The 24846-nt window shown below is 74.2% G+C and carries 19 protein-coding genes and 1 pseudogene; 10 read left to right on the plus strand and 10 right to left on the minus strand.

Annotated features, from left to right (window positions below; translation table 11 throughout):
• Positions 1-144: 144 nt before the first annotated feature.
• The gene (locus tag IAG43_RS02960) at positions 145-2580 is read left to right on the plus strand and encodes a SpoIIE family protein phosphatase (RefSeq protein ID WP_187739187.1); all 2436 of its coding nucleotides are present in this window, start codon (positions 145-147) and stop codon (positions 2578-2580) included.
• Between the two features lie 119 nt (positions 2581-2699).
• Here IAG43_RS02960 and IAG43_RS02965 read toward each other — a convergent pair whose 3' ends face one another.
• Entirely contained in the window at positions 2700-3548 is an 849-nt protein-coding gene (locus tag IAG43_RS02965) for a glutathione S-transferase family protein (RefSeq protein ID WP_187739188.1), read from the minus strand.
• A 441-nt stretch (positions 3549-3989) separates the two neighbouring features.
• On the opposite strand from IAG43_RS02965, the gene IAG43_RS02970 reads away from it, so the two are divergent.
• Both IAG43_RS02970 and IAG43_RS02975 read left to right on the plus strand, forming a co-directional pair.
• Positions 3990-4448, plus strand: a complete 459-nt coding sequence (locus tag IAG43_RS02970) for an RrF2 family transcriptional regulator (RefSeq protein ID WP_187739189.1) — start codon at positions 3990-3992, stop codon at positions 4446-4448.
• 160 nt (positions 4449-4608) lie between these two features.
• Positions 4609-5874 (plus strand): acyl-CoA dehydrogenase family protein, encoded by a 1266-nt coding sequence (locus tag IAG43_RS02975; RefSeq protein ID WP_187739190.1) that lies wholly within the window; start codon positions 4609-4611, stop codon positions 5872-5874.
• Between the two features lie 109 nt (positions 5875-5983).
• Here the strand turns inward: IAG43_RS02975 and IAG43_RS02980 are convergent, their stop codons facing one another.
• Positions 5984-6343, minus strand: a complete 360-nt coding sequence (locus tag IAG43_RS02980) for a hypothetical protein (RefSeq protein WP_187739191.1) — start codon at positions 6341-6343, stop codon at positions 5984-5986.
• 341 nt (positions 6344-6684) lie between these two features.
• Between IAG43_RS02980 and IAG43_RS02985 the strand changes: the two genes are divergently transcribed.
• Positions 6685-7608: a glutamate ABC transporter substrate-binding protein gene (locus IAG43_RS02985; RefSeq protein WP_187739192.1), complete on the plus strand. Its 924-nt coding sequence runs from the start codon at positions 6685-6687 to the stop codon at positions 7606-7608.
• A gap of 161 nt (positions 7609-7769) precedes the next feature.
• On the opposite strand, the gene IAG43_RS02990 is transcribed toward IAG43_RS02985, so the two are convergent.
• The 6 genes from IAG43_RS02990 to IAG43_RS03015 form a co-directional block, all read right to left on the minus strand.
• Positions 7770-9989 (minus strand): NADP-dependent isocitrate dehydrogenase, encoded by a 2220-nt coding sequence (locus IAG43_RS02990; protein ID WP_187739193.1) that lies wholly within the window; start codon positions 9987-9989, stop codon positions 7770-7772.
• A 115-nt stretch (positions 9990-10104) separates the two neighbouring features.
• Positions 10105-11028: a carbohydrate ABC transporter permease gene (locus tag IAG43_RS02995; RefSeq protein WP_246574047.1), complete on the minus strand. Its 924-nt coding sequence runs from the start codon at positions 11026-11028 to the stop codon at positions 10105-10107.
• Positions 11025-12377: a carbohydrate ABC transporter permease gene (locus IAG43_RS03000; RefSeq protein WP_187739194.1), complete on the minus strand. Its 1353-nt coding sequence runs from the start codon at positions 12375-12377 to the stop codon at positions 11025-11027. Before IAG43_RS03000 ends, IAG43_RS02995 begins: the two co-directional genes overlap by 4 nt.
• Before the next feature lie 11 nt (positions 12378-12388).
• Positions 12389-13720: an ABC transporter substrate-binding protein gene (locus tag IAG43_RS03005; RefSeq protein ID WP_187739195.1), complete on the minus strand. Its 1332-nt coding sequence runs from the start codon at positions 13718-13720 to the stop codon at positions 12389-12391.
• Positions 13721-13749: 29 nt separating this feature from the next.
• Complete coding sequence (locus IAG43_RS03010) at positions 13750-15453, minus strand: glycoside hydrolase family 13 protein (RefSeq protein ID WP_187739196.1); 1704 nt, start codon at positions 15451-15453, stop codon at positions 13750-13752.
• A 219-nt stretch (positions 15454-15672) separates the two neighbouring features.
• Positions 15673-16947, minus strand: a complete 1275-nt coding sequence (locus IAG43_RS03015; protein ID WP_187739197.1) for an ABC transporter substrate-binding protein — start codon at positions 16945-16947, stop codon at positions 15673-15675.
• A 165-nt stretch (positions 16948-17112) separates the two neighbouring features.
• Between IAG43_RS03015 and IAG43_RS03020 the strand changes: the two genes are divergently transcribed.
• Genes IAG43_RS03020 through IAG43_RS03030 form a run of 3 tightly spaced genes read left to right on the plus strand, consistent with a single transcriptional unit; the run spans position 17113 to position 20815 of the window.
• Complete coding sequence (locus IAG43_RS03020) at positions 17113-17619, plus strand: PadR family transcriptional regulator (protein ID WP_147991933.1); 507 nt, start codon at positions 17113-17115, stop codon at positions 17617-17619.
• Positions 17616-18503, plus strand: a complete 888-nt coding sequence (locus tag IAG43_RS03025) for an ABC transporter ATP-binding protein (protein WP_246574048.1) — start codon at positions 17616-17618, stop codon at positions 18501-18503. The genes IAG43_RS03020 and IAG43_RS03025 overlap by 4 nt, the downstream gene beginning before the upstream one ends.
• Before the next feature lie 2 nt (positions 18504-18505).
• On the plus strand, positions 18506-20815 hold the full coding sequence (locus IAG43_RS03030; RefSeq protein ID WP_187739198.1) for an ABC transporter permease: 2310 nt from the start codon (positions 18506-18508) through the stop codon (positions 20813-20815).
• A gap of 172 nt (positions 20816-20987) precedes the next feature.
• Here the strand turns inward: IAG43_RS03030 and IAG43_RS03035 are convergent, their stop codons facing one another.
• Both IAG43_RS03035 and IAG43_RS03040 read right to left on the minus strand, forming a co-directional pair.
• The gene (locus tag IAG43_RS03035; protein ID WP_187739199.1) at positions 20988-21647 is read right to left on the minus strand and encodes a response regulator; all 660 of its coding nucleotides are present in this window, start codon (positions 21645-21647) and stop codon (positions 20988-20990) included.
• Positions 21644-22711: a HAMP domain-containing sensor histidine kinase gene (locus tag IAG43_RS03040; protein ID WP_187739200.1), complete on the minus strand. Its 1068-nt coding sequence runs from the start codon at positions 22709-22711 to the stop codon at positions 21644-21646. The genes IAG43_RS03035 and IAG43_RS03040 overlap by 4 nt, the downstream gene beginning before the upstream one ends.
• 265 nt (positions 22712-22976) lie before the next feature.
• Between IAG43_RS03040 and IAG43_RS03045 the strand changes: the two genes are divergently transcribed.
• From IAG43_RS03045 to IAG43_RS03055, 3 genes and pseudogenes are all read left to right on the plus strand, one after another.
• Entirely contained in the window at positions 22977-23303 is a 327-nt protein-coding gene (locus IAG43_RS03045) for a TraR/DksA family transcriptional regulator (protein ID WP_187739201.1), read from the plus strand.
• A gap of 516 nt (positions 23304-23819) precedes the next feature.
• A pseudogene (locus tag IAG43_RS03050) lies at positions 23820-24008 on the plus strand (TraR/DksA family transcriptional regulator); the annotation flags it as partial.
• Positions 24005-24826, plus strand: a complete 822-nt coding sequence (locus IAG43_RS03055) for a rod shape-determining protein (protein ID WP_187739202.1) — start codon at positions 24005-24007, stop codon at positions 24824-24826. The pseudogene IAG43_RS03050 and the gene IAG43_RS03055, both read left to right, overlap by 4 nt.
• Positions 24827-24846 lie beyond the last annotated feature (20 nt).

Here is a 24846-nt window from a genome sequence, read left to right on the forward strand (position 1 = left end):
GGCCGCACCCGGGGTGCGGCGCGATTCCTCTTCCCCAGGGATGACCCCGCGGGCCGCGGGAACTCACCGGCGGGCCCGTCCGGACGCGCGGGCGGGGCCCGGGTGCGGGTGCGGGGCCGTGGCGCACGGCGGAGGATGGAGGCGATGACCGGATCCGTGACCTTGATCAGTGAGAGCCCGGAGGACCCGTTCTCGCAGGGTCGCGCAGTCTCCGTGGTGCTCGACCCGCGCGGCGTGATCACCGGCTGGAGCGGGCGGGCCCAGGAGCTGCTGGGGCATCCCGCCGCGGAGGTGCTGGGGCGCCCCGCGATCGACGCGCTGGTCCCTCCTGCCGACCGGGCGACCGTCCTGGAGGCCGTGGCCGCGTGCGTACGCGGCCACGGCTGGTTCGGGGTGGTGCCGGTCCTCGCCGCGGACGGCCGGACACTCGCCTTCGGCGTCCGGATCCGGTACGTCGAACGGGACGGCGGAGCCGAGTGGTACGTCGTCGGGGCGCCCGCCGAAGAGGTCGTGCAGTGGGAGATCGACCGGTCGGTGATGGACGGGCTGTTCCGGACGTCCCCCATCGGGCTGTCGGTCCACGGGACGGACCTGAGGATCCTGCGGGTGAACCGGGCCGTCGCCCGCATCGGGGGCGTCCTGCCCCATCAGGCCCGCGGTTTCCGCATCGGCGACTTCCTCGTCCGCGAGGACGCCGACCTGATCGAGGACCGGATGCGGAAGGTCCTGGAGACCGGCACGCCCCTGATCTTCACGGAGCAGTCCTGCCGGCTGCTGTCCGCCCCGGGCAAGGAGCGGTACGTCGCCGTCTCCGCGTTCCGGATCCAGGACGCCATGGGCACGGTGCAGGGCGTCACCCTGATGGTGGAGGACGTCACCGACCGGTACCGGGCGCAGCGCAGGCTGGCGCTGCTCAGTGAGGCCGGCGCGGGGATCGGCACGACGCTGGACGTGGCGACGACCGCGGACGAACTGGCCGCGGCGGCCGTGCCGGGGCTCGCCGACTGCGCGTCGGTGGACCTGCTGGAACAGGTGAGCAGGGGCGAGGAGCCCGTCGCCGACGGGTCGGGCGGCGCGGTGCGCAGGACGGCGCTGCACAGTGTGATCCCGAAATCCGACCTGCCGATGTTCGCGGTCGGCTCGCTCAACGTCTTCCCGGCCGACTCGGTCCAGGCCCGGTGCCTGGCGTCCCGGCGGCCTCTGCTGGAGCCGTTCATCGACTCGTCGCATGTGCCCGAGGGGTACGAGCACATGGACCTGGCGGGCCAGGGCGGCATGCACTCGCTGATGGTGGTGCCGCTGACCGCGCGGGGGCTGGTGCTCGGGTTCATGAGCCTGTGGCGTTCCCGGCTTCCGGAGCCGTTCGAGGAGGACGACCTGACGCTGGCCGGCGAGCTCGCCGCCCGTGCGGCCGTGGCCATCGACAACGCGCGCCGGTTCACCCAGCAGCGGCGCACCGCGGTCGCGCTGCAGCGCCGCCTGCTCCCGCGGGAGCTGCCGGTGCATCCCGCGGTGGTGGTGGCGCACCGGTACATGCCCGCGGGGGGCGCGGCCGGAGTGGGCGGCGACTGGTTCGACGTGATCCCGCTGTCCGGTGCCCGGGTGGCCCTGGTCGTCGGTGACGTGGTCGGCCACGGCATCAACGCGGCGGCGACCATGGGACGGCTCCGTACGGCCATCCACACGCTGGCCGATCTGGACCTCGAACCGGACGAGGTCCTGTCCCATCTCGACGATCTGGTGACCCGGCTCGCGGGCGAGCAGGAACCCGACCAGGAGGGTGCCCCCGGTGAGCAGGTGGTGGGGGCGACCTGCCTGTACGCGGTCTACGACCCGGTGACCCGGCAGTGCTGCCTCGCCCGCGCGGGGCACCCGCCGCCGGTGCTGGTGAGCCCGCAGGGCGACGTGAGCGTGCCGGACCTGCCGGCGGGCCCGCCGCTGGGGCTGGGCGGCCTGCCGTTCGAGACCGCCGAACTGACGCTCCCGGAGGGGAGCGTGGTGGCGCTCTACACCGACGGGCTGATCGACGGCACGCGGCACGACGTGGACGCCGGGCTCGCCCGGCTCTGCCGCACCCTCGGCCGGAGCGGCCGCACGCTCGACTCCATGGCGCAGGACGTCGTGGACGCGCTGCTGCCCGCCCGTCCGGCGGACGACGCGGCGCTGCTGCTGGCGCGGACGAAGACGCTGGCGCCCGGGCTGGTCGCCACCTGGGAGCTCTCGGCGGAGGCCACGGCCCCGTCACGGGCGAGACGCCTGACCGCCGAGCAGCTGGCCGCGTGGGGTCTGGAGGAGCTGGCCTTCACCACGGAGCTGATCGTGAGCGAGCTGGTGACCAACGCGTACCGCTACGCGGGCGGTCCGGTGACGCTGAGGCTGATCCACCACCACCGGCTGATCTGCGAGGTCACCGACCCGAGCAGCACCTCCCCGCACCTGCGGCGGGCGCGCACCACCGACGAGGGCGGGCGCGGGCTGCTGCTGGTCGCGCAGCTGACCGAGCGGTGGGGCACCCGGCACGCCCGGGAGGGGAAGACGGTCTGGACGGAGCAGCTGCTGCCCGGCGACACGACCGGGTGACGGCGGGGCCCGCGCGCCGCGCCCGTCCGGCCCTCGGCCGCGGGCGCGCGCGGCGCGGGGGCCGGAGCGGACGGCGAGAGCGGGCGGTCCGTGACGGGCGCGGCGGCGGGCGGGCCGGTTCAGACGCGGCCCGCCGAGGCGTTCCAGTCGACGATCGGCATCGCCGCGCCCGCGGCCTCCCGTCCCCGACATCGGGCGTGGTGGCGGCGGGCGATGGCGTCGAGGTCGAGCAGGGTGCCGAAGGCCGGGTGGGCGGCGAGCCCGCGCGCGTAGGCCCACAGGGCGGGGTGGGCGGCGATCCTGTCGACCGCGTCCGCGTCGAGGTGCCAGCGGTGGACGGTGTCGAGCTGGACGAGGGTGGTCCACACGTGGACGTCGGCCGCGGTGAGCCGCTCGCCCAGGACGAACTCCTGCTCCGAGAGGCAGCGTTCGAGCGAACCGAGGGCGTCGAGCAGGGTGCCGAGCGGCTCCGCGTGGGCCGCGTGCCCGATGCCCAGCTCCCCCGCGGTCTGCGCCGCCTCGTCGATGCCCTCGGCGCACATCCGGGCGACGGCCTCGATCCGCCCGGCCGTGCCCCGGGGGTAGAGCTCGGGTCCCGAGGTGCCGAAGCGCAGGGCGAGGTCGCGCTCGATGTCGGGGGCGTGGGTGCTGACGACACGTCCGGTCCAGGCGTCGCTCAGGACGGGGGCCGCCGCGGGGCCCCGGTGGTGGTGGGAACTGGCCTCGTAGAGCGGGCGGAGCGAGACGAAGCCGCCGTCCGGGGTGTCCGGCACGGCGGGCAGCAGGTCCACGGGCAGCAGGTCGCCGAGGCCGAGCAGCCGGTGGGTGACGGCGATGCGCAGCGAACCGGGGCAGGGCAGGGACAGGTGGAGCCGGTAGCGGTGGGGTGCGGCGTAGTGGCCGCTGCTCGTGTCGCATCCGATGCGGCCGCGGAACGCGGGCGCTGCGGCGGAGGGTGTGGCGGACATGCGTCTCCCTGGGGCTGATCGGTGGACTCAGGGGCGGGCGGCGGCCGCGGGTGGCGGGGCCGCGCGAAGGGAGGGCCCGGGCCCGGGGCGGCGTGTGAGGGCATCGGAAGGAGCCGGTCACGGGGCGGGCGGGGCCGGGAGGTCGCGGCGGCGGCGCTGCCGCCGCGGCGCCGTCAGGAACTTGCGGCGCTGCAGACGCGCAGGAGGTCGATGTGCCGTCGGCAGGTGAGCAGCAGCGGCCGGCGTACCGCACGGCCCGGGTCTGCCCCTGGGTGCCTCATGGCGTCCTGTCCGTCCGTCCGTCCCCCGGCGGTTCGCCGGGCTCTGCGACGAGTGTCGAGTCGCGCGGCGGCACCGTCAAGGGTGCTGACACGGGCTCCGCGGGCCGGTGCCGGCCGACCGGCATCGGGGACGTACCGGATACTGCGGCATACTGCGGCCATGCGCATTTCAGCCAGGGCGGACTACGCGGTCTGCGCCGCCGTGCTGCTCGCCGCGGCGCCGGACGGCGGGCCGCTGAAGGCCGAGGCGATGGCCGAGGCCCAGGACATTCCGCACAAGTTCCTGGAGGGGATCCTGGGGGACATGCGCCGCGGCGGTCTGGTGCGCAGCCAGCGGGGCGGCAACGGCGGCTACTGGCTGGCGCGGCCGGCGGAGTCGATCAGCGTCGCGGACGTGATCCGGGCCGTGGACGGTCCGCTGGTGTCGGTCCGCGGGGTGCGCCCGCCGGAACTGTCGTACACCGGCCCCGCCGAGCCGTTGCAGCCCCTGTGGGTGGCGCTGCGGGCGGGGGTGCGGCAGATCCTGGAGGGTGTCACGATCGCGGCGATCGCCGCCGACCGGCTGCCGGAGGGTGTCTGCGCGCTGACCGAGGACCCGGCCGCGTGGACGAACCCCTGAGCGTGCGGCCCCGCGGCGTCCGCTGACGCCCCCTCATGTCCCGTGCGCTCGCGGGCTCCACGGTCCGGAATGCGGATGCCCGGTGTCCACCCCTCGAACGCCCCCTTGGGTGCGCGCCGGAGGTCTGCCACGATCGATCCCTACTATTCCAGTAGGAAACATGGGATTCACAGCGAGGTGGGCCGTGCGCACGTCGACCAGGACAGGCCGCAGGGCCGACGACGATCTGTGGCAGCGGGTGGTCAGGGAGCTCGCCGACGACCTCGCGGTCGACGCGCTGCTCCGCGACCGCGCGGGCAAGCCGCCCTACGACGAGGTCGCCCGCCTCAAGGAGGCGGGCCTGCCGGGACTGCTGGTGCCGCCGAGCGCGTGGACACCGGGGTGCGATCTGCGGGAGGCCTGTACGGTCCTGGGCGAACTCGCCGCCGCCGACAGCTCGGTGGCCGAACTCCTCGCCCGCCACTACGCGCTGGCCTGGAGCGGGCGGCTGTTCGGCACACCCCCGGACGCCGAACGGTTCGAACGGCGCACCGCCGCAGGCGGGCAGCTGCTCGCCGGCGGCGTGGACCTGCCGGAGGCGGCGTCCGGGCCGCCGCTCACGCTCCGCCCGTCGGGCGGCGGCCTCGTGCTCAGCGGCTGCCGCGTGCTGGAGGCGGGCGCCACGGTCGCCGACTGCCTGGTCGTCGACGCCTCCCCCGGCCCCGGCGGCGATCCGCTCGTGGTGCTGGTCGACCCGGCGCATCCGGGCGTCTGCGCCAGCCCGGCGCCCGAGCGGCTCGGCCAGCGTCTCACCGGCGCGGGCAGTGTCGTGTTCGACTCCGTCCCGGTGACCGCCGAGGACGTGGTGGGAGCGGTACCTCGCGACGAACGGGCCCTCGCACCGCTCACCGCGCTCACCCCGCTGATCCTCCGGCTGCTGCTGAGCCATGTGGCCCTCGGCACGGCGGAGGGGGCGCTCGCGGAGGCGCGGGACATCAGCCGCGCGGCCCGCGCGGCGGATCCGCGCGACCTCGGCCGCCCGTTCGACGCGACGGACGGCCGCCCGGCCACGGACCCCTACCTGCTGCTCGCCTACGGCGAGTCGGCGACCGAGGCCCATGCCGCGGCCTCCGTCGTCGAGCGCGCCACCGCCGCCCTCGCGGAGGGCCTGGCCCCCGGCCGGGAGCCGACCGCCGACGAGAGCGCCGACATCGCCGCGCTGGTGGGCGCCGCCGAGGCGGTCACGGCCCGGTCGGCGGTGCACATCACCACCCGGGTCCTCGGCCTCTTCCCGGTCAGCGGCCCCGCGGACACCGACGCCGGACTCGACCGCTTCTGGCGCAACGCGCGGATGCTGACGGCCCGCCACTCTGCGGCCCACAGCCTGCGGGACATCGGGGACCACTACCTGAACGGCAGTCAGCCGCGCCTGGCGGGACACCGCTGACCCGTCCGCGGCCCACCGGCCCGGCCGTCCGCCACGGCCCCGCGGGATGTCCCGCCGGAGCACCCGCGCACGCCCCTGACGCCGGACGCGCCGGCGCAGCGCCACGGCCTCAGACGGGCGCCGTCACCACGTCGGTACCGCGGCCCGGCACCCGCGGCCCGGCGCCCTCACCGGCACCCCCGCCTGCGGCCGGCAGGTCGCGGGCGACGGCGGCGCCGGTCACCACGACGAGCGGCACCCTCGCCTGGTCGCACAGGCGTTGGGCCCTCAGCACCGTGCTCAGCGCCGCGGCGCTCACCGCGGACACACCGATCTCGATGACGACCGCCCGGGGCAGATGCATCCGCACCAGGTCCGTGAACTGCTGCGACAGCAGGGCCCGTTCGCTGATCGGGACATCGCCGTCGAGGCAGACCAGCAGGACGCCGCGGTCGAGGGTGTGGGTGAGCACGGGGAACCGTCCGTTCATGCCGGGATCGCAGGGATCCGCCCCATTTCACTGGCCCCATTTAGGGGCGTGACGGGGTGTACCGCAACACGCCACACCAGAACGGCGCCAAACCCCTTCCGCCGCCGGGACCGTGGAGCCCGGACGCGCACGCCACGTCCACCGTCCCCCCGCGCCGTGTCCGGATTGTGATGCTCAAGTTCCGCTCAGATGTACTGCCGGGGGGACATCCCCGTCCATAGGGTGCCGGAATCGGGGGGCGGAGCAGCAGGGGGCAGAACCGTGCGCCCGGTGCGGGAGGACCCGGCGCGACGGAGCGCGGGGCGGTTCTCCTCCGTTCGTCCGGAAAAGGAAGTCGCACCATGAAGCCCTGCAAGTCGGCCGCTTTCGCGGCGGTCACCGTGCTTGCGATCACCCTCACCGCCACCTCCTGCAGTTCCGGGTCCGGTACACCGGACCCGGGGCAGTCGGACGGCACCCGCGCGGCCGACCGGCCGCGTCTGCCGACCTACGAGGTGGCGACCGGCGTGTCGATCGACTCGCCCACGCTGAAGCGCGCCCAGAGCGCCGGGAAGATCGTGATCGGCGTCAAGAACGACCAGCCGTTCCTCGGGTTCCAGGACGGGACCGGGCAGCGGTCCGGCTTCGACATCGAGGTGGCCAAGATGATCGCCGCGGACCTCGGCTTCGCCCCCCGCCACATCGAGTTCAGGACCATCGACACGGGCAAGCGCGAGGCGGCGATCGCCGCCGGCCAGGTGGATCTGTACGTGGGCACGTACACGATCAACGACGAGCGCAAGAAGAAGGTCGGCTTCGCCGGGCCGTACTACCTGGCCGGCGCCGACCTCCTGGTCCGCAAGGACGACCGGACGATCGGCGGCCCGTACTCGCTCCAGGGCAAGACCGTCTGCTCGGTGACGGGCGCGACGGCGCTGAAGGAGATACAGAAGGAGGAGTACAACACCACCACGGTGGGGACCGAGAAGTACTCCGCCTGCGTCGACAAGCTCCTCAAGGGCGATGTCGACGCGGTCACCACGGACGACGCCATCCTCATGGGCTACGCGGCGCAGGCGCCCGACAAGCTGAAGGTCGTCGGCAACCCGTTCACCGAGGAGCCCTACGGGATCGGGATGAACAGGGACGACACGGCGCTGCGCGAGGCGGTGTCCGACGCCATCGAGGAGCACGACGCGAACGGGGACCAGGAGAAGGCGTACGACGCCACGCTCGGCCTGTCGGGCTCGAAGTACGGCGGCACGCCGACCGTCGACCGCTACTGAGTCCGCCTCCCGCGCGGACGGCACGCCCGAGGGGGCGGTGGGCACGGGGAACACCCCGTGCCCACCGCCCCCTCCGCCGTACCCGGACGGGCCGCGCGCCGCACGCACCGCCGCCCCGGCCGGGCGGACCCGGGCCGGGGCGGCGGAGCGGCGTGCCGGTGTCAGGCCAGCGTGGCCAGCGCCTGGTTCAGCGTCGCGGACGGACGCATCACGGCCGACGCCTTGGCCGGGTCGGGCTGGTAGTAGCCGCCGATCTCCGCCGGGGCGCCCTGGACGGCGATCAGCTCGCCGACGATGGCCTCCTCCTGCGCCGCGAGCGTCTTCGCCAGCGGGGCGAAGGCCTCGGCGAGCTGCGCGTCGTCGGACTGCGCGGCCAGCTCCTGCGCCCAGTACAGGGCGAGGTAGAAGTGGCTGCCGCGGTTGTCGATGCCGCCCAGGCGGCGGCTCGGCGACTTGTCCTCGTTCAGGAAGGTGCCGGTGGCGCGGTCCAGGGTGTCGCCGAGGACCTTGGCACGGGCGTTGCCGGTGGTCGTGGCCAGGTGCTCGAAGCTCACCGCGAGCGCCAGGAACTCGCCGAGGCTGTCCCAGCGGAGGTAGTTCTCCTTGACGAGCTGCTGGACGTGCTTCGGGGCGGAGCCGCCCGCGCCCGTCTCGAAGAGGCCGCCGCCGTTCATCAGCGGGACGACCGACAGCATCTTGGCGCTGGTGCCCAGCTCCAGGATCGGGAAGAGGTCGGTCAGGTAGTCGCGGAGCACGTTGCCGGTGACGGAGATGGTGTTCTCGCCGCGGCGGATGCGCTCGACGGACAGCTTGGTCGCGTCGACCGGCGCCAGGATCCGGATGTCCAGGCCCTCGGTGTCGTGCTCGGGCAGGTAGGCGTTGACCTTGGCGATGAGCTGCGCGTCGTGGGCGCGGGTCTCGTCGAGCCAGAAGACGGCCGGGTCGCCGGTGGCGCGGGCGCGGGTGACGGCGAGCTTCACCCAGTCCTTGATCGGCGCGTCCTTGGTCTGGCACATGCGGAAGATGTCGCCGGCGCCGACGACCTGCTCCAGGACGGCCTCGCCCGCGGCGTCGACCACGCGGACGGTGCCGGTGGCCGGGATCTCGAACGTCTTGTCGTGGCTGCCGTACTCCTCGGCCTTCTGCGCCATCAGGCCGACGTTCGGGACGGTGCCCATGGTGGCCGGGTCGTAGGCGCCGTTCGCGCGGCAGTCCTCGATGACGGCCTGGTAGACGCCCGCGTAGCTGCTGTCCGGGAGGACGGCGAGGGTGTCGGCCTCCTGGCCGTCGGGGCCCCACATGTGGCCGGAGGTGCGGATCATGGCCGGCATCGAGGCGTCGACGATGACGTCGGACGGCACGTGCAGGTTGGTGATGCCCTTGTCGGAGTCGACCATCGCGAGGGCCGGGCCCTCGGCGAGCTCGGCGTCGAAGGACGCCTTGACCTCGGCGCCCTCCGGCAGGGACTCCAGGCCCTTGTAGATGCCGCCGAGGCCGTCGTTCGGCGTGAGGCCGGCCTTGGCGAGGACGTCGCCGTACTGCGCGAACGTCTTCGGGAAGAAGGCGCGTACCACGTGGCCGAAGACGATCGGGTCGGAGACCTTCATCATCGTGGCCTTGAGGTGCACGGAGAACAGCACGTCCTCGGCCTTGGCGCGGGCGACCTGCGCGGTGAGGAACTCGCGCAGCGCGGCGACGCGCATCACGGAGGCGTCGACGACCTCGCCGGCGAGGACGGGGACCGACTCGCGCAGCACGGTGGTGGTGCCGTCGTCGCCCTTGAGCTCGATGCGCAGCGTGCCGTCCTTCTCGACGACGGCGGACTTCTCGGTGGAGCGGAAGTCGTCGACGCCCATGGTGGCGACGTTCGTCTTCGAGTCGCCGGTCCAGGCGCCCATGCGGTGCGGGTGTGCCTTGGCGTAGTTCTTGACCGACGCGGGGGCGCGGCGGTCGGAGTTGCCCTCGCGCAGGACCGGGTTGACGGCGCTGCCCTTGACCTTGTCGTAGCGGGCGCGGATGTCGCGCTCCTCGTCGGTCTTCGGGTCGTCCGGGTAGGCGGGGAGGGCGTAGCCCTGCGCCTGGAGCTCGGCGACGGCAGCCTTCAGCTGCGGGATCGAGGCCGAGATGTTCGGAAGCTTGATGATGTTCGCGCCGGGCGTCTTCGCCAGCTCGCCGAGCTCGGCGAGGGCGTCGTCGATGCGCTGGCCCTCCTCGAGGTACTCGGGGAACTGGGAGATGATCCGTCCCGCGAGCGAGATGTCACGGGTCTCCACGGTGACACCGGCCGTCGATGCGTACGCCTGGATCACAGGCAGGAACGAGTACGTCGCCAGGGCGGGCGCCTCGTCGGTGTGCGTATAGATGATGGTCGAGTCAGTCACCTGGTGCTCCGCTCTCCACGTCTGCAACATTGCTCGACATCAAGATATCTCGTGAGCGTCCCCTGTTCGAACGCGGCCCGCCCCCGGTGGGCGGGCCGCGTCGGCGGGGCCGCGGCTACTTCACGGATCCGGCCATGACTCCCTGGACGAAGTGCCTCTGGAAGGCGAAGAACACGACTAGGGGCACGACCAGGGAGAGGAACGCCCCGGGGGCCAGCACGCCGATGTTGCTGCCGAACTGGCGCATCTGGGACTGGAGCGCGACGGTCAGCGGCTGGGAGCCGCTGTCGGCGAAGAGCAGCGCCACGAGCATGTCGTTCCACACCCACAGGAACTGGAAGATCGCGAGGCTGGCGATGGCCGGGCGGCCGAGCGGCAGCACCAGGCGGGAGAAGATCCGCCATTCGCCGCCGCCGTCCATCCGGGCGGCCTCCAGCATCTCGCGCGGGATCTCCGCGAAGTAGTTCCGCAGCAGGAACACCGCGAAGGGCAGTCCGTAGGCGACGTGGAAGAGGATCACACCGGCCACCGTGCCGAAGAGACCGACGGCCCCGAAGAGCTTGGCGACCGGCAGCAGACCGATCTGCACGGGCACCACCAGCAGGCCGACGACGACCAGGAAGATCGCGTCCCGGCCGGGGAACTCCAGCCAGGCGAAGGCGTAGCCGGCGAGGGCCGCGATGCCGACGACCAGCACGGTGGTGGGGACGGCGATCAGCACCGTGTTCCAGAAGGCGGTGGTGATGCCGGAGTCCTGGAACAGCGCGGTGTAGTTGTCCAGTGACAGCTGGGAGGGGTCGGTGAAGGAGGTCCACCAGCCGCCCGCCGCGTTCTCGTTCTCGTCGCGCAGCGAGGAGAGGAACAGCCCGGCGAGCGGGGTGATCCACACCAGGGCGACGACGATCAGCAGTGCCTGGACGGCCGAGCTGCTCAGCAGCCGTCCGATCCGGCCGCCGCGGCGGGGCGGGCGCCGGCCGGGGAGGTCCTTCGCGGGCACGGTGGTGACGGGCCGCCGGTCGGCCGTGACGTGGCCGCTCATGCGCCGCTCCTTCGGAAACGCCGGATGTTGAAGATCATCGCGGGGACGACCAGGAGGAGCAGCAGGACGGCGAGCGCGCTGCCGAGCCCCTGGTCGTTGCCGCCGCCGAAGGAGACCAGCCACATGCGGGTCGCCAGCACTCCGGCCTCCTCCTGGACCGGGCCCGGCGCGATGATCCACACGAGGTCGAAGACCTTCATCACGTTGATGACGAGGGTCACGAAGACGACCGTGAGCACGGGCGCGAGCAGCGGCACGGTGATCCTGCGGAAGATCTGGCCCTCGCTCGCCCCGTCCATCCGGGCCGCCTCCAGCGCGTCGCGCGGGATGGAGGCGAGGCCCGCCCCGATGAGCACCATGGCGAAGCCGGTCCACACCCACAGGTAGGCGCCGATGATCGCCGGGGTGACCAGCGCGGGGCCCAGCCAGCTCACGCCCGCGTAGGGCGGAGCGAAGTTGGCGGCCGGCAGGCGGTAGACCCAGCCGTCGCCGTCCAAGCCGTCGAAGCGGAAGGAGCCGTCGGCGGCGGTGGTGGCCGTCGCGACCGCCTTGCCGTCCCGCACGGCCTCGACGGTCATCCCGGGCAGGCCCTTCTCACCGGGGTCGACCTTGCCCGGGGTGCCCTTGCCGCCGGGGGCGAAGTCGAGCCAGACCACTCCCCCGAACTCGCCGGCGTCCGGTGGGGCGGCGGACGCGGCCGCGGCGTCACCGGGCATGTCCTCGGGGGCGACGCCGACGAAGCCGAGGGCGGCCGGATCGCCGGGGCCGTGGGCGGCGGAGGTGGTGTACGGGCCGCCCGCGCCGCCGGTGAGGCCCTGGCCCTCGCGTGCCCGCGCGGTCGGGAAGGCGGCCGGCGCCTCGAAGACGTCGTGGACCTCGGTGACGACCGCGTTGAGCACACCGCGGTCCGGGTCCTGCTCGTAGGCGAGCCGGAAGATGATGCCCGCGGCCAGGAAGGAGACGGCCATGGGCAGGAACAGCACCAGCTTGAACGCGGTGGCCCAGCGCACCTTCTCGGTGAGCACGGCGAGCACCAGGCCGAGGCCGGTCAGCAGCGAGGGCGCGACGACGACCCAGACGGTGCTGTTGCGGATCGCCTTGAGGGTGGCGGGGTCCCGGAAGATCTCGGCGTAGTTCCCGGCTCCGACGAACCGGTCGCCGCTCGCGTCGAACAGGCTGCGCCCGACGGAGAAGGCAACCGGGTAGACCACCAGGGCGCCGAGCAGCAGCAGGGCGGGGAGGACGAAGGCGACGGCGATCAGCCGCCTGCGGCGACGGGCGCCGCGGCGGGGATCCGGGGCCCCGCGCCGCGGGCCTGCCGCGGCGCGGGTCGTGTGGGTGTCGGCCATGGTCCGCGGCCTCAGTTCCCGTACGCCTTGGCCGCCGCGGCCTCCAGCTCGGCGGCGGTGCCGGCCGGGTCGGACGGGTCGCGCAGGAAGTCCTGGAGGATCTTCCACTCGCCCGCGCCCTTGGTGCCGCCGAACGCCGCGGGCGCCTGGTCGGACATGTCGAAGCGGACCGCGTCGCCGGCCGCCACCAGGGATTCGGCGGTCTTGCGGGTGGTGTCGTCGGAGTAGGCGTCGAGACTCACGTTCTTGTTCGGCGACAGGAACCCGCCGGCGCCGGCCCAGATCTCGGCGGCCTCGGGTGTGGCCAGGAACTCCAGCAGCTTCATGCCCGCCTCGGCGTTCTTGCCGTCCTTGAGGACGACCGCCGCGTCGCCGCCGCTGACCACGGGCGCCTTGCCGCCGCCGACCGCGGGGAACGGGAAGAACTTCGCGTCCTCGCCCGGCTTGCGGCCGAACTCGTCCTTGGCGACGCCGCCGACGAAGTCGCCCTCGTAGACCATGCCGGCCTTCGGCTCGGGGCCGAAGACCTGCTCGACCGAGCCCGGGAAGTCGGTCTGCAGCGCGCCCTGGGCGCCGCCGGCGACGAGCTGCTTGTCCTTGAAGACCTCGCCGAGGGTGGTGAGCGCGGTGACGACGCTCGCGTCGGTCCACTTCAGTTCGTGCTTGGCGAGCAGGTCGTACTTCTCGGGGCCCGCCTGGGAGAGGTAGATGTTCTCGAACCAGTCGGTCAGGGTCCAGCCGTCCTCGCCGGCCACCGCGAACGCGGGGCGGCCGGAGTCCGCGAGGGTGCGCCCGGTCTCCAGCAGCTCCTCGTAGGTGCCGGGCTCGCTGACGCCCGCCTGGGCGAAGGCGTCGGGGCTGTACCAGACCGTCGACTTGTGGGCGGCCTTGAAGTAGAGGCCGAAGTACTCCCCGTCGACCGTGCCGTACTCCTTCCACACGGGGGCGACGCCGTCCGTCGCGGTCTTCTCCGCGGTGTCCGACAGGGGCTGGAGCCAGCCCTCCTTCGCGAACTGCTGGAGCACGCCGACCTGCGGGACCATCACGACGTCGGGGGCGTTGCCGCCCTCGATCTTGCTGCCGACGAAGGTGGAGACGTTGTCGCCGGAGGGGACGAACACCGTCTTGGCGCCGGTCTTCTCGGTGAAGGCGTCGAGGACCTTCTTGAAGTTCTTCTGTTCGCTGCCGGTCCACACCCCGGCCACGGTGACCGTCTTGCCGCTGAGCTCACCTCCGCTCGCGGGGGTGGTGCTGCCGCCGCAGGCGGTGGCCGTGAGGGCGACGGCGAGAGCGGCGGACGCGGTGGCCGCGATGCGCCGGGGGGTGCGGGACAGGGGTCGCATGGTGGGTCCTTCCTCGGGGCGGGTCGGTGTCAGGAGTCGGGGGAGGCGGGCTGTTCGCCGCCGTGGTCGGCCGTCCACCAGGCGGCCGTGGCGCCCGGCAGCACTCCGGCCGGGCAGGGCGCGCTGGAGAGCAGCGGGATGCCGGTGACGGGGGCGGGCACCGGTTCGGTGCCGAAGTTGACCGCGCAGACCAGTCCGTCGCCGCGGACCATCGCCAGCACCTGCGGCGGGGCGTCCAGCCACCGCAGCGTGCCGTCGCCCAGCTGGGGCAGCGAGCGCCGCAGCTGGAGGCCGTCGCGGTACAGGTGCCAGAAGGACCGTGTGTCGGCGAGGGCCCGGTCCGTGGCGTGGTCGGCGAACCACTCGGGCTGGGGAAGCCAGGGCCGGGCTCCGGACGCGCCCTGGCTGAAGCCGAACGGGGAGGCGTGTCCCGACCAGGGGAGCGGGACGCGGCATCCGTCGCGGATGTGCTTGCGGCTGCCGGTGCGGCGGAAGATCGGATCGGTCAGCACCTCGTCCGGCAGGTCGAGGACCTCGGGGAGCCCGAGTTCCTCGCCCTGGTAGACGTAGGCGGCGCCGGGGAGGGCCAGCATCAGCAGCGCGGCGGCGCGGGCGCGGGCGGCGCCGAGTCCGCTGCCCTCCACGCCGGGCTCGCCGGCGTAGCGGGTGACGGTGCGGACCTGGTCGTGGTTGTTGAGCACCCAGGTGACGGTGGACCCGGTACCGGCGATGTCCCTGACCGCCTCGTCGATGACGGACCGGAACGCGGCGGCGTCCCAGGGTGCGCTGAGCAGGTCGAAGAAGAAGGCCTGGTGCAGTTCGTCGGGACGCACGTACTCGGCGTGCTCGCGCGCGGTGGGCACGGACACCTCTCCGACGAGCAGCCGATCGCGGCCGTCCAGCGCGGCGTACTCGTCGCACACCCGGCGCCAGCGCCGCCAGACCTCGTGCACCTCGGGCTGGTTCCAGGCGAGGGGGTTGACGGAGTCCCGGCTGCGCTCGTCGGCCTCCGGGTCGTCGGAGTCGGGCAGTGCGGGGTGCTTGAAGAGGCCGGCCGCGACATCGATGCGGAAACCGTCCACGCCGCGGTCCAGCCAGAAGCGGAGCACCGACTCGAAGGAGTCCCCGACGGCCGGGTCGCGCCAGTTGAGGTCGGGCTGCTCCGGGGTGAACAGATGGAGGTACCACTCCCCGGGGGTGCCGTCGGGCTCGGTCACCCGGGTCCAGGCGGGGCCGCCGAACATGGCGTGCCAGTTGTTGGGGGGCTCGTCGCCGCCGGGCCCCCGGCCGGGTGCGAAGTGGAAGCGGCCGCGGGCCCGGCTGCCGGCGGGGGCGGCGAGGGCCTCGCGGAACCAGGGGTGCTCGCTGGAGCAGTGGTTGGGGACGATGTCGAGGAGCAGCTTCAGCCCGAGGCGCCGGGCGTCGGCCGTGAGCCGGTCGAACTCGCCGAGGTCGCCGTATACCGGGTCCACGTCGCAGTAGTCGGCGACGTCGTAGCCGTGGTCGTGCTGGGGCGACGGATAGAACGGGCTGAGCCAGATGCCGTCCACCCCGAGCTTGCGGAGGTAGGGCAGTCCGGCGCGGACGCCTGCCAGGTCCCCGATGCCGTCCCCGGTGCTGTCGAGGAAGCTGCGGACGTAGACCTGGTAGATCACGGCGTCGCGCCACCAGTCGCCGGGGGCCGCGGCGGCGCGGGAGAGGCGGCCTGTGCCGGCCACAAGGGTGCTGGGCATCTCGCGTCAACCGTTTCTGCTGGATGCGAGGGCGTCCCGGAACGGGAACGTCTTTATGCATACATGTTAAGTAGCCGTGTCGGACAGGTGTCAACGGTGAGGGCAGAAACCAGGGGCCGCTGGCGGGATTTGCCCGGTAACAGCCGGAGATCGGCACCCGGAAACGAGAAAACCCCTACCTAACACGCAGGTAGGGGTGGACAGGAGAGCGCGGACCCGTCAGCCTCGTCGGGAGATCTCCGACAGCTCACGGGCCAGGCGCCCCACGGCCCGGTCCGGTGTCTGGCGCAGCGTCATGACGTCCTGCGCGACCGCCTGCACGGCGAGGCTCACCTGGTCGTAGCGCGGGCTCTTGGGCCGGGGCACCGCCGTGAGCACGCTCTCGCGCAGGGTCGGCAGATAGGGGTGGTCGCGGATCAGCGCGGGGTCCTCGTAGAGCGCGGCCCGCACGGGCGGGAGGGCGCCCTCGGTGAGCACCCGGCGCTGCACCTGCTCGCCGGTCAGATAGGCGATGAGGTCGGCGGCCGACGCGGGATGGCGCGAGTGGCTGCTGACCGCGAGGTTGGAGCCGCCGAGCACACTGGTGCCGGGGCCGTCCGGTCCCGGCAGGGGCACCGCGCCGATCCGGCCGGCCACCCGCGGGTCCCCGGCCGCCTCGGCGTACACATAGGGCCAGTTGCGCAGGAACAGCAGGCGGCCGTCCTGGAAGGCCTCCCGCGACTCCTCCTCCTTCCAGCCGAGCGCCTCGCGGGGGATCCACCCCTCGCGCACGCCGCCGGCGAGGAAGGAGAGACCGTCCCGGGCCGCCCCGGAGTCCACGCTCACCCGCGCACCGTCGTCGCGCAGCACCGAGCCCCCCGCCGAGTGGACGGCCTCGGTGACGTTGACCGTCAGGCCCTCGTACGGCAGGAACTGGCCCGCGTAGCCGCCGAGTCCGTGGCGCGGCGCCAGGGTCCGCGCCTGGCGGGCCAGTTCGTCCCAGGTCCGCGGCGGCTTCTCGCCCGCCTGCTCCAGGACGTCCTTGCGGTAGTACAGCAGTCCCGCGTTGGTCACATAGGGGACTGCGTAGAGGCGGCTCTCGAAGGTCGCGGTGTCCACGACCGGCCGCAGGAAGGACTCCAGCGGGAAGCGGTCGCGCTCCAGCGGCGCTATCCAGCCCGCCGCCGCGAACTCCGACGTCCAGGCGACGTCGATGTTGAGCACGTCGAACCGGTCGCTGCCGGAGCGCAGTTCGCTGATCATCTGGGCACGGGTCTCGTCCGCCGAGTCGGGCAGCTCGACCAGGGTGACCCGCTCGCCGGGATGCCGCTCGTTCCACTCCCGGATCAGCGGCGGCAGGTAGCCGGTCAGATCACCGGCCGTCACCAGGGTCATCGGCCCGCGGCCCGGCGGCGCCTGCCCGTCCGGTCCGCCGCGCGCGCCGAAACCGGCGTAGCCGGCCAGCACCACCGCCGCGACCAGGAGTCCTCTACCCGCGGCACGCATCCACCGCATAGGTTCCTCCCAGCACGACCCGGCTGCGCCGCCGACCATCGTGGCCTATATATACCCGTTAGGCATGGGCGATACTAGACGTGCGGGCGGACCGGCCCGACCGCCGGGCCGTCCGGCGGGCGCCGGGCCGGCGGGAAACCACGGAGCGGGAGAGAGGGGACGGGCGTGCGGCTGCCGCTCCTGGCACTTCTCACGCGTGGTCCGGCGCACGGCTACGAGCTGAAGCTGGACCTTGAGAAGCTCCTGGGCGCCGCGTACCCTCAGCCGAACGTCGGCCAGATCTACGTCACTCTCGGCCGGCTGGAGAAGAGCGGCCTGATCGACGGCGAGGACGTCGAGCAGTCGGGCCGGCCCAACAAGCGCACGTACCGGCTGACGGCCGCGGGGCGCGAGGCGGTGCTGGCCTGGTTCGAGGAGACCCACGACGAGCCGCGTGTACGGGACGAGTTCTTCATGAAGCTCGCCCTCGCGCCCGAGTCGGGGCTCGCCGACCCCGTGGCGCTGATCAACCGGCAGCGGCGGCAGTACCTCAACACCATGCGCGAGCTGTCACGGCTGGCCGCCGCCGAGGACCGGGACAACCGGATCTCCCAGCTGCTGATCGAGGGGGCCATGCTCCATCTCCAGGCCGATCTGGACTGGCTGGAACGCTGTCAGGAGGAGCTGGAATGAGTGACGCCGCACCCGCCGGCGACCGCCGCGAGCCGCCCGCCCCGGGGCGGGACGCGGGCAGCGGGTCGGGGCCGGAGACGGGAAACGGGGCGGGCCCGGCTGCGGGAAGCGGGGAGGGCCCGGACGCGGGAAGCGGGGCGGGCTCCACCCCGATCCTGCGCGCCGAGGGGCTCACCAAGACCCACCACGGCGAGGGCGCACCGGTGCACGCCGTGCGCGGCGTCGATCTGACCGTCCAGCCCGGCGAGTTCATCGCCGTCACCGGCCCCTCCGGCGCGGGCAAGTCCACCCTGCTGCACCTCATGGGCGGACTCCAGCGCCCGGACAGCGGACGGCTGTGGCTCGACGGCGAACGCGTCGACCAGTACCGCGAGGCACGGTGGGCGATGCTGCGGCGGCGACGGGTCGGCATCGTCTTCCAGTTCTTCAACCTGGTCTCCAACCTCACCGTCGCCGACAACGTCGAACTGCCGGCGCTGCTCGCCGGCGCCTCCCCCGCGGCCGCCCGCGCCTCCCGCGCGGAGCTGCTCGCCGAGCTCGGCCTGGAAGGCCGCGAGAGGTCGGTGCCCGGTGAACTGTCCGGCGGCGAGCAGCAGCGCGTCGCCCTCGCGCGAGCCCTCGTCAACCACCCCGCGCTGCTGCTCGCCGACGAACCGGCCGGCAGCCTCGACAGCAAGGGCACCCGCGAGGTGCTGCGGCTGCTGAGCCGCTTCCACCAGCGCGGACAGACCATCCTGATGGTGACCCACGACGCCCGGATGGCCAGTGCCGCCGACCGCGTCATCAGCTTCTTCGACGGACGGACGGTCGACGACGCGGTGCTCGGCGGCCGGGCGCGCGGCACACGGCACGGAGTGTCGGGCGTGCTCGAACTGGGGGAGTGAGCGTGCGGGCGACTCTGCGCTGGGCCAACGCCGATCTGCGCGCGCACCGCGGCGAGGCGCTGTTCGTGGTGCTGGCCAGCGCGGGGGTGATCGCCTCGCTGCTGCTCGCCGGCGCGCTGCTCGGCTACGCCGCCAACCCCTGGCAGCGGGTCTTCAACCAGTCCCAGGGCGCCCACATATGGCTCCACACCCGAGGCGGCGCGGACACGCAGGCGCTCTCCCGGCTCGACGGCACGGCGTCCCTGGCCGGCCCGTACCGCACGGCCGACGCCACCGTCGGCTCCCGCGGCGCGCAGGCGCGCATCGAGCTCCGCGCGACCGGACCGCAGCTCCCCGGGACCGGCCGGCCACTGCTGGCGGAGGGGCAGTGGCTCGCGTCCCGGACGGACGAGATCGTCCTGGAGAGCTCCGTCGCCCGCGCCCTGTGGGCCGAACCCGGCGACACCGTCCGCGTCACGGGCCCGGACGGCACCTCCCGCGCGATGCACGTCGCCGGCGTCGCCGAGGCCGCCGAACCGCGCTACCGGCCGGGGGGCGACCCCGGGATCGGCTGGACGCTGCCGGGTGCCCTCGACACGGTCGCCCCCGGCTCGCACGACCAGACCGTGGGCCTGCGTCTCGCCGACCCGGACGACACCGACTTCATGGTGCAGCGGGCCGTCACCCTGCTCGGCGCCGACCGGGTCGCCCAGGTCACCAAGTGGCAGCAGGCGCGGGCCGAGGCGGGCGACGACGACCGGCTGCTCGGCCGGATGTTCGCCGTCTTCGGGCTCGGCGCGCTGCTGGCCGCCTCGCTCGCCGCGTCCGGGGCCGTCGCCGCCCGGGTCCGCGGACAGCTCAGGGACATCGCCGTGCTCAAGGCCGTCGGCTTCACCCCGGGCCAGGTGGTGCGGGCCTTCCTCCTCCAGCATCTGGCGTTCGCCCTGCTCGGCGTGGCGCTCGGGGCCGCCGCCATCGCGGTCGTCGGCTCCCGGATACCGGGCCGGATCGGCGACGCCGTCTCCGTGTGGCAGGACCTTCCGGGCCGGGCGGCCGTCCTGACCGGTGTGCCGGCCGGGGCCGTGCTGCTCATCGCGGCGGCCACCTCGCTCGCCGCGTGGCGGGCCGGCCGGGTGCCGCCGGTGCCCGCCGCCCGGGCGGCGCAGCCGCTCCCGTCGCCGATGACCGCCCTCGGACGCCGGGCCCTCGGGCTGCGGGTGCCGCCGGCGCTGGTGCTGGGCTGGCGGGCCGCGTTCCCCCGGCGGGGGCGCACGGTGCTCCAGGTGGCACGGCTCGCGCTGCCCCTCGTCCTGATCACGGTGGCCCTCGTCGCCTGGTCGACCCTGGACCAGTTCCGCGACCGTCCCGAGCGCATGGGCCTGGCGTCGGCCCTGACCGTGCGCGCGGCACAGCCCGGCGGGCCGGCGGACGCCGAACTGCGGGAGACCCTCGCACGGGTGCCGGGCGTCGCGGCGGCCCATCCCGGCGCGGAGATGGCCGCCCTGGTGGCGGGACAGACCGGCACGATCACCCTGCGCGGCCTCGGAACCGCCGGCGATCCGTACCCCTCGGCGGTGGCCGAGGGCCGCTCCCCCACCGGACCGGACGAGGCCGTCGCCGGGCAAGGGCTCCTCGACCTGCTCGACGCCCGGGTCGGCGACTGGGTCCGCATGACGGTCGGCGGCAGGCCGCAGATCCTGCACCTCGTCGGCCGCAGCATCGAACCGGAGTCCGGCGGCCGGGTCGTCACCACCACCCTGGACACGCTGCGCGAACGGGACCCGCTGCTGCGTCCCGGCTTCCACGCGCTGGTCCTCGCCGACGGTGCGGACCCGCGTACGGTCGCCACCCGGGTGTCCGCGGCATCGGACGGCACGCTGGAGGTCCGGGAGACCCCCAACCCGGCGGACCGCCTCGAAGCCGCCCGCGTGGTGATCGCCGCACTGATCGGCGTCCTCGGGCTGATCGGCCTGATCGAACTGCTCACCCTCATCGGCACGGTGGTGCGCGACCGGGCGCGCGACCTGCTCGCCCTCAGAGCCATCGGGCTGACGCCACGTCAGATCGGTGCGGTGATCGTGACGGCCGCCGGTCTGACCGCGCTGCTCTCCGCCGCACTCGGCACGACGGCCGGCGCGCTGGCCGGCCACTGGCTGGTGGACGCGCAGGCCCGGACGAGCGGCATGGGCGCGGGCGTCGCGCAGGCGCCCCCGGTCACCGTGCTGCTGGCGGTCGCGGCCGCCGCGGTCGCGGGCGCCGTCGCCGCGGCCGCCCTCCCGGCGGCCCGCACCGCGCGGCGCCGGCCGGCGGACTCGCTGAGCGAGACGCTGTAGCGGCCCCCGCGGCCTGCCGGGACATCGTCCGGGCAGGCGGGGCGGGACGGGACGGGGCGGTGTCGCGGGAAGGCCGCCGGTGTGCACGGCGGGGCGGGGGGCTCGGGGGCGTCCGTCGGACCGCCGGGTGCTCGGAAGGCACCCGGCGGACCGGCGGCTCGGGAGCGCGGTCTCAGGGTTCGATCAGGCCGGAGCGGATCGCGTAGCGGGTGAGGGCCAGACGGTCGCGGAGTCCCAGCTTTCCCAGCAGATTGGCCCGGTGGCGCTGGACGGTCTTGACGCTGATGAAGAGCGTCTCCGCGATCTCCTTGGACGACTGTCCCTCCGCCACCAGCTTGAGGACCTCCTCCTCCCGCGCCGTGAGGATCTCCTCCTCCGCGTCCTCGCCGAGGCGCGCGCGGTCCAGGTAGTTGCGGATCAGCGCCGTCACGGCGCCCGGGTAGAGGAAGGATTCGCCGCGCATCGCCGCCCGGCACGCCGCCACCAGGTCGCGGTCGGCCACGGACTTCAGGACGTAGCCGCAGGCCCCCGCCTTCAGGGCCTGGAAGAAGTACTGGTCGTTGTCGTACATCGTCAGCATCAGGATGCGCAGCCCCGGACGGAGCGACGACATCTCGCGCGCGGCCTGGATGCCGGTCATCCGCGGCATGCCGATGTCGAGGACCGCGAGGTCGACCTCGCGGGTGCGGACCATCTCGACGGCCTCCGCGCCGTCGCCCGCCTCCGCCACCACCCGCAGGCCGGGCTCCCCGTCGAGGATGAGCCGTACGCCCCTGCGCACCAGCGCGTGGTCGTCGGCCAGCAGGATCCGGATCTCCGGCGTGCCCGTCATGGCAGCCCTTCCTCGGGAGCGGCGGGGGCGGCGGGAGCCACGGGAGCGGCCGGGGCCGAGGCGTGCGCCGCGGGAGCGGCCGGGGCCGAGGCGTGCGCCGCCGGAACCGAAGCCACCGGCGCCGCCGGCACCGGCACCGTGAGCCGCACCGCGGAGCCGCCGCCCGGCAGGGGGCGGATCTCGAAGGCGGCGCCCAGCAGCAGCGCGCGCTCGCGCATCCCGCGGATGCCGGCGCCGTCCCGTGCCAGCCCCACGCCCCGCCCGTCGTCGCTGACGGTCAGCGTCACCGACCCGGCCGTACCGCTCAGTTCGACGGTCACGTGCCGCGCCTCGGCGTGCCGGGCGACGTTGGTCAGGCTCTCCTGCGCGACGCGGTACACCACGAGCTCGCTCATCCGGTCGAGGGCGGGCAGGCCGCTGTCGAAGCGGCGCCGGACACGCAGCCCGGTGTGGGTGGCGAACTCCGAGGCGAGCGCGGTCAGCGCGCTGACCAGCCCGAGGTCCTCCAGGACGCCGGGCCGCATCCGGCGGGCGAGCCGGCGGACCTCGTCGAGGCTGGCACGCGTGGTCTCCTGGGCGAGGCGCACGTCCTCGCGCACCGGCCCCCCGGAGTGGTCGGCCGCCCGCTTCAGCGTCAGCAGGACCGCGGTCATGCTCTGGCCGACCTCGTCGTGCAGTTCCTGCGCGATCCGGCGCCGCTCGGACTCCTGGGCGTCCAGGGCGCGGGCGCTGCTGGCGGCACGTTCGGCCTCCAGCCGCTCGACCATGTCGTTGAAGCCGGCGATCAGTTCGCCCACCCCGCCGTGGCCCGGCACGGGCAGCCGCCCGCCGGGGCGGAGCAGGTCGACGGTGGTCATCTGCCGGGTCAGCCGGTCCAGCGGCGCCAGGCCGATGCGCAGCAGTGCCGCGTTGGCGACGAGCATGACGCCGAGCCCGCCGAGAAGGATCACCGTCTCGGTGAGCAGTACGGGCACGGAGACCGTCACCGGCGCCCACAGCAGCAGCGCCGTGGCACCTCCGAGCACCAGGGCGTTGAGCGCGAAAATCCGCCAGAACAGGGACACGGCGTACCTGACCTCCTCCTTCGTCGCAGGTGCTTCCACTATGGGCCACCCGAACAGGAGGCAGGTACCGGGTCGGCGACCCCGTCCCGCCTACACCATCGGTGCCCCCGCAAATGGGGTCCGGGCCCGATGGCCCGGCAGGCCGCGAACAGCCAGGGTGGCAGTCAGGAACCCCTTGGCCTCCGCACCGCCGACCCGGCGGTGCGGACGTGTGTGCGCGGCACCCGCCGCGCGACGCCGCGGCCGCCGCCCCGAAAGGATCGCCATGTCGCCCGACGCGATTCGCTCCGCCTCCCGTCCCCGCGGTGCCACGGAACAGGAGGTCCGGCAGCGCCTGGACCACGAGCGGGCCTCCCGCCTCACCCAGCTCGAGGCGATCACGGAGGAGCGGAACGAGGCTCCGCGCGAGCTGATGCTCTCCCAGCGGGCGGCGATCCACCGGGTCCTGACCGAGATCGAGGCGGCCTTCGCCCGCCTGGAGCGCGGTACGTACGGACGCTGCGAGGGCTGTGCCGGGCCGGTCCCCGAGGAGCGGCTGGAGATCCTCCCGTACGCCCGGTGCTGCGTCGCCTGCCAGCGCCGGGCCGTGTGACGGCACCACCGCCGACCCGGCCTGCCCGCCCCGCCCAGACCACCGCGCGCACCAGGAGTGGTGACCGAAGTGAACAACCAGACGGCCGGCGTCCGCTCCGCGGGCCCGGCACCGGAGGACCTCGACGCGCTGCGCCACAGCCTGCGCGAGCAGCGCGCCTTCCGCAGGGAGCAGCTGCGTCGCCTGTCCGGCACGCGCACCGCCTCCCTTGGCGGGGCGCGCGAGGAGGCCGCGCTCGTGCGCGGCCGGGAGGACGGCGCGGACGGTGCCGCCTCGCGCGACGGCACCCCCGCACACGGGACCGAACCCGCCCCCGCCACCACCACCGACGCAACGGCTCCGGGTGCGCACGGCCCCGCCCGGACGGCCTCTCCGGCAGCGGACCCATCCGGTGCGGACGCATCCGGTGCGGACGGGTCAGGTGCGGGCCCATCCGGTGCGGACGGCCCCGCGCAGGCGCCGTACCGCCCGGCCGGACGGTACGGCGCGCGGGCCGGGTCGGCCGGGGCCGTGCCCCGGGACCGGCTGGCCGCCTCCGCGCGAATGGTGCTCGCCGATGTGGAGGCCGCCCTGGCCCGGATGGACCAGGGCCGCTACGGCAGCTGCCACCTCTGCGCGCACCCGATCGCGCTCGACCGGCTGACGGTGGTGCCGCAGGCCCGCTACTGCGGGCGCTGCCAGCATGTGCGGGAGGCGGGGCGGTGAGCCGCACCGCCGCGGGGGCGGACGCGGGACGGCGCCACCCGCGGTGGCCGGCCTGCGGGCTCTGCCCGCGGTTCGCCATCGGCCTCGGCAGCTCCCGCACCCGCATCTGGACGCCCGGCCGGGGTGTCGTCCTCGACGTGCCGACCGTGACGTTCCCGGGCGCCGGCGGAATCCATCCCGTCCAGCGCGGCGCCATCGTGGACACGGCCGGTGTCGGACGGATGTTGGACCGCCTGCTGGGCCGCCGCGTCTCGGGCCTCGGCCGCCCGCTGATCGTCCTCGGCACCCCTGTGCTCGGCGGGCCCGGGTTCCGCGGGGCGGCGCTGGAGGCCCTGGAGGTGCTGCGCCCCCGCACGGTGCTCACCGTGCCCACCGCCCGGGCGATCGCCCTCGGCGCGGGAGCGGACATGAGCCGGCCACTGGTGGTCGTGGACGTCGGGGCGCAGGTGACCGAGGTCGCCCTGCTCGCCGACGGAGCCGTGGCCGACGCGTACCGGACCGCGCTCGGGACCGCCGACGTCGACGACGCCATGCCGGCGGACGACCTGGCGGCGGCGGTGGCCGCCATGGTCGCGGACATGCGGGGCGCGGACCGCACCCCGCAGACCCGGAGCGCGCTGCGCCGGGGGGTGCTGCTGGCGGGCGGCGGTGCGCTGCGCCGGGACATCGCGTGCGCGCTGACGAGCGGACTGCGGGTGCCCGTACGCCCGGTGCCCGCGCCGCACACCGCCGCGCTGCGCGGTGCGGGCCAGGTGCTCGCCGCCGCGCACCGTCATCCGGCCTCCGCCGTCCGGGCGGGCCGCCCCGGCGACGACTGACACCGCCTCACCTCACACAG

Source organism: Streptomyces genisteinicus (genome assembly GCF_014489615.1).
GTDB classification, from domain to species: domain Bacteria; phylum Actinomycetota; class Actinomycetes; order Streptomycetales; family Streptomycetaceae; genus Streptomyces; species Streptomyces genisteinicus.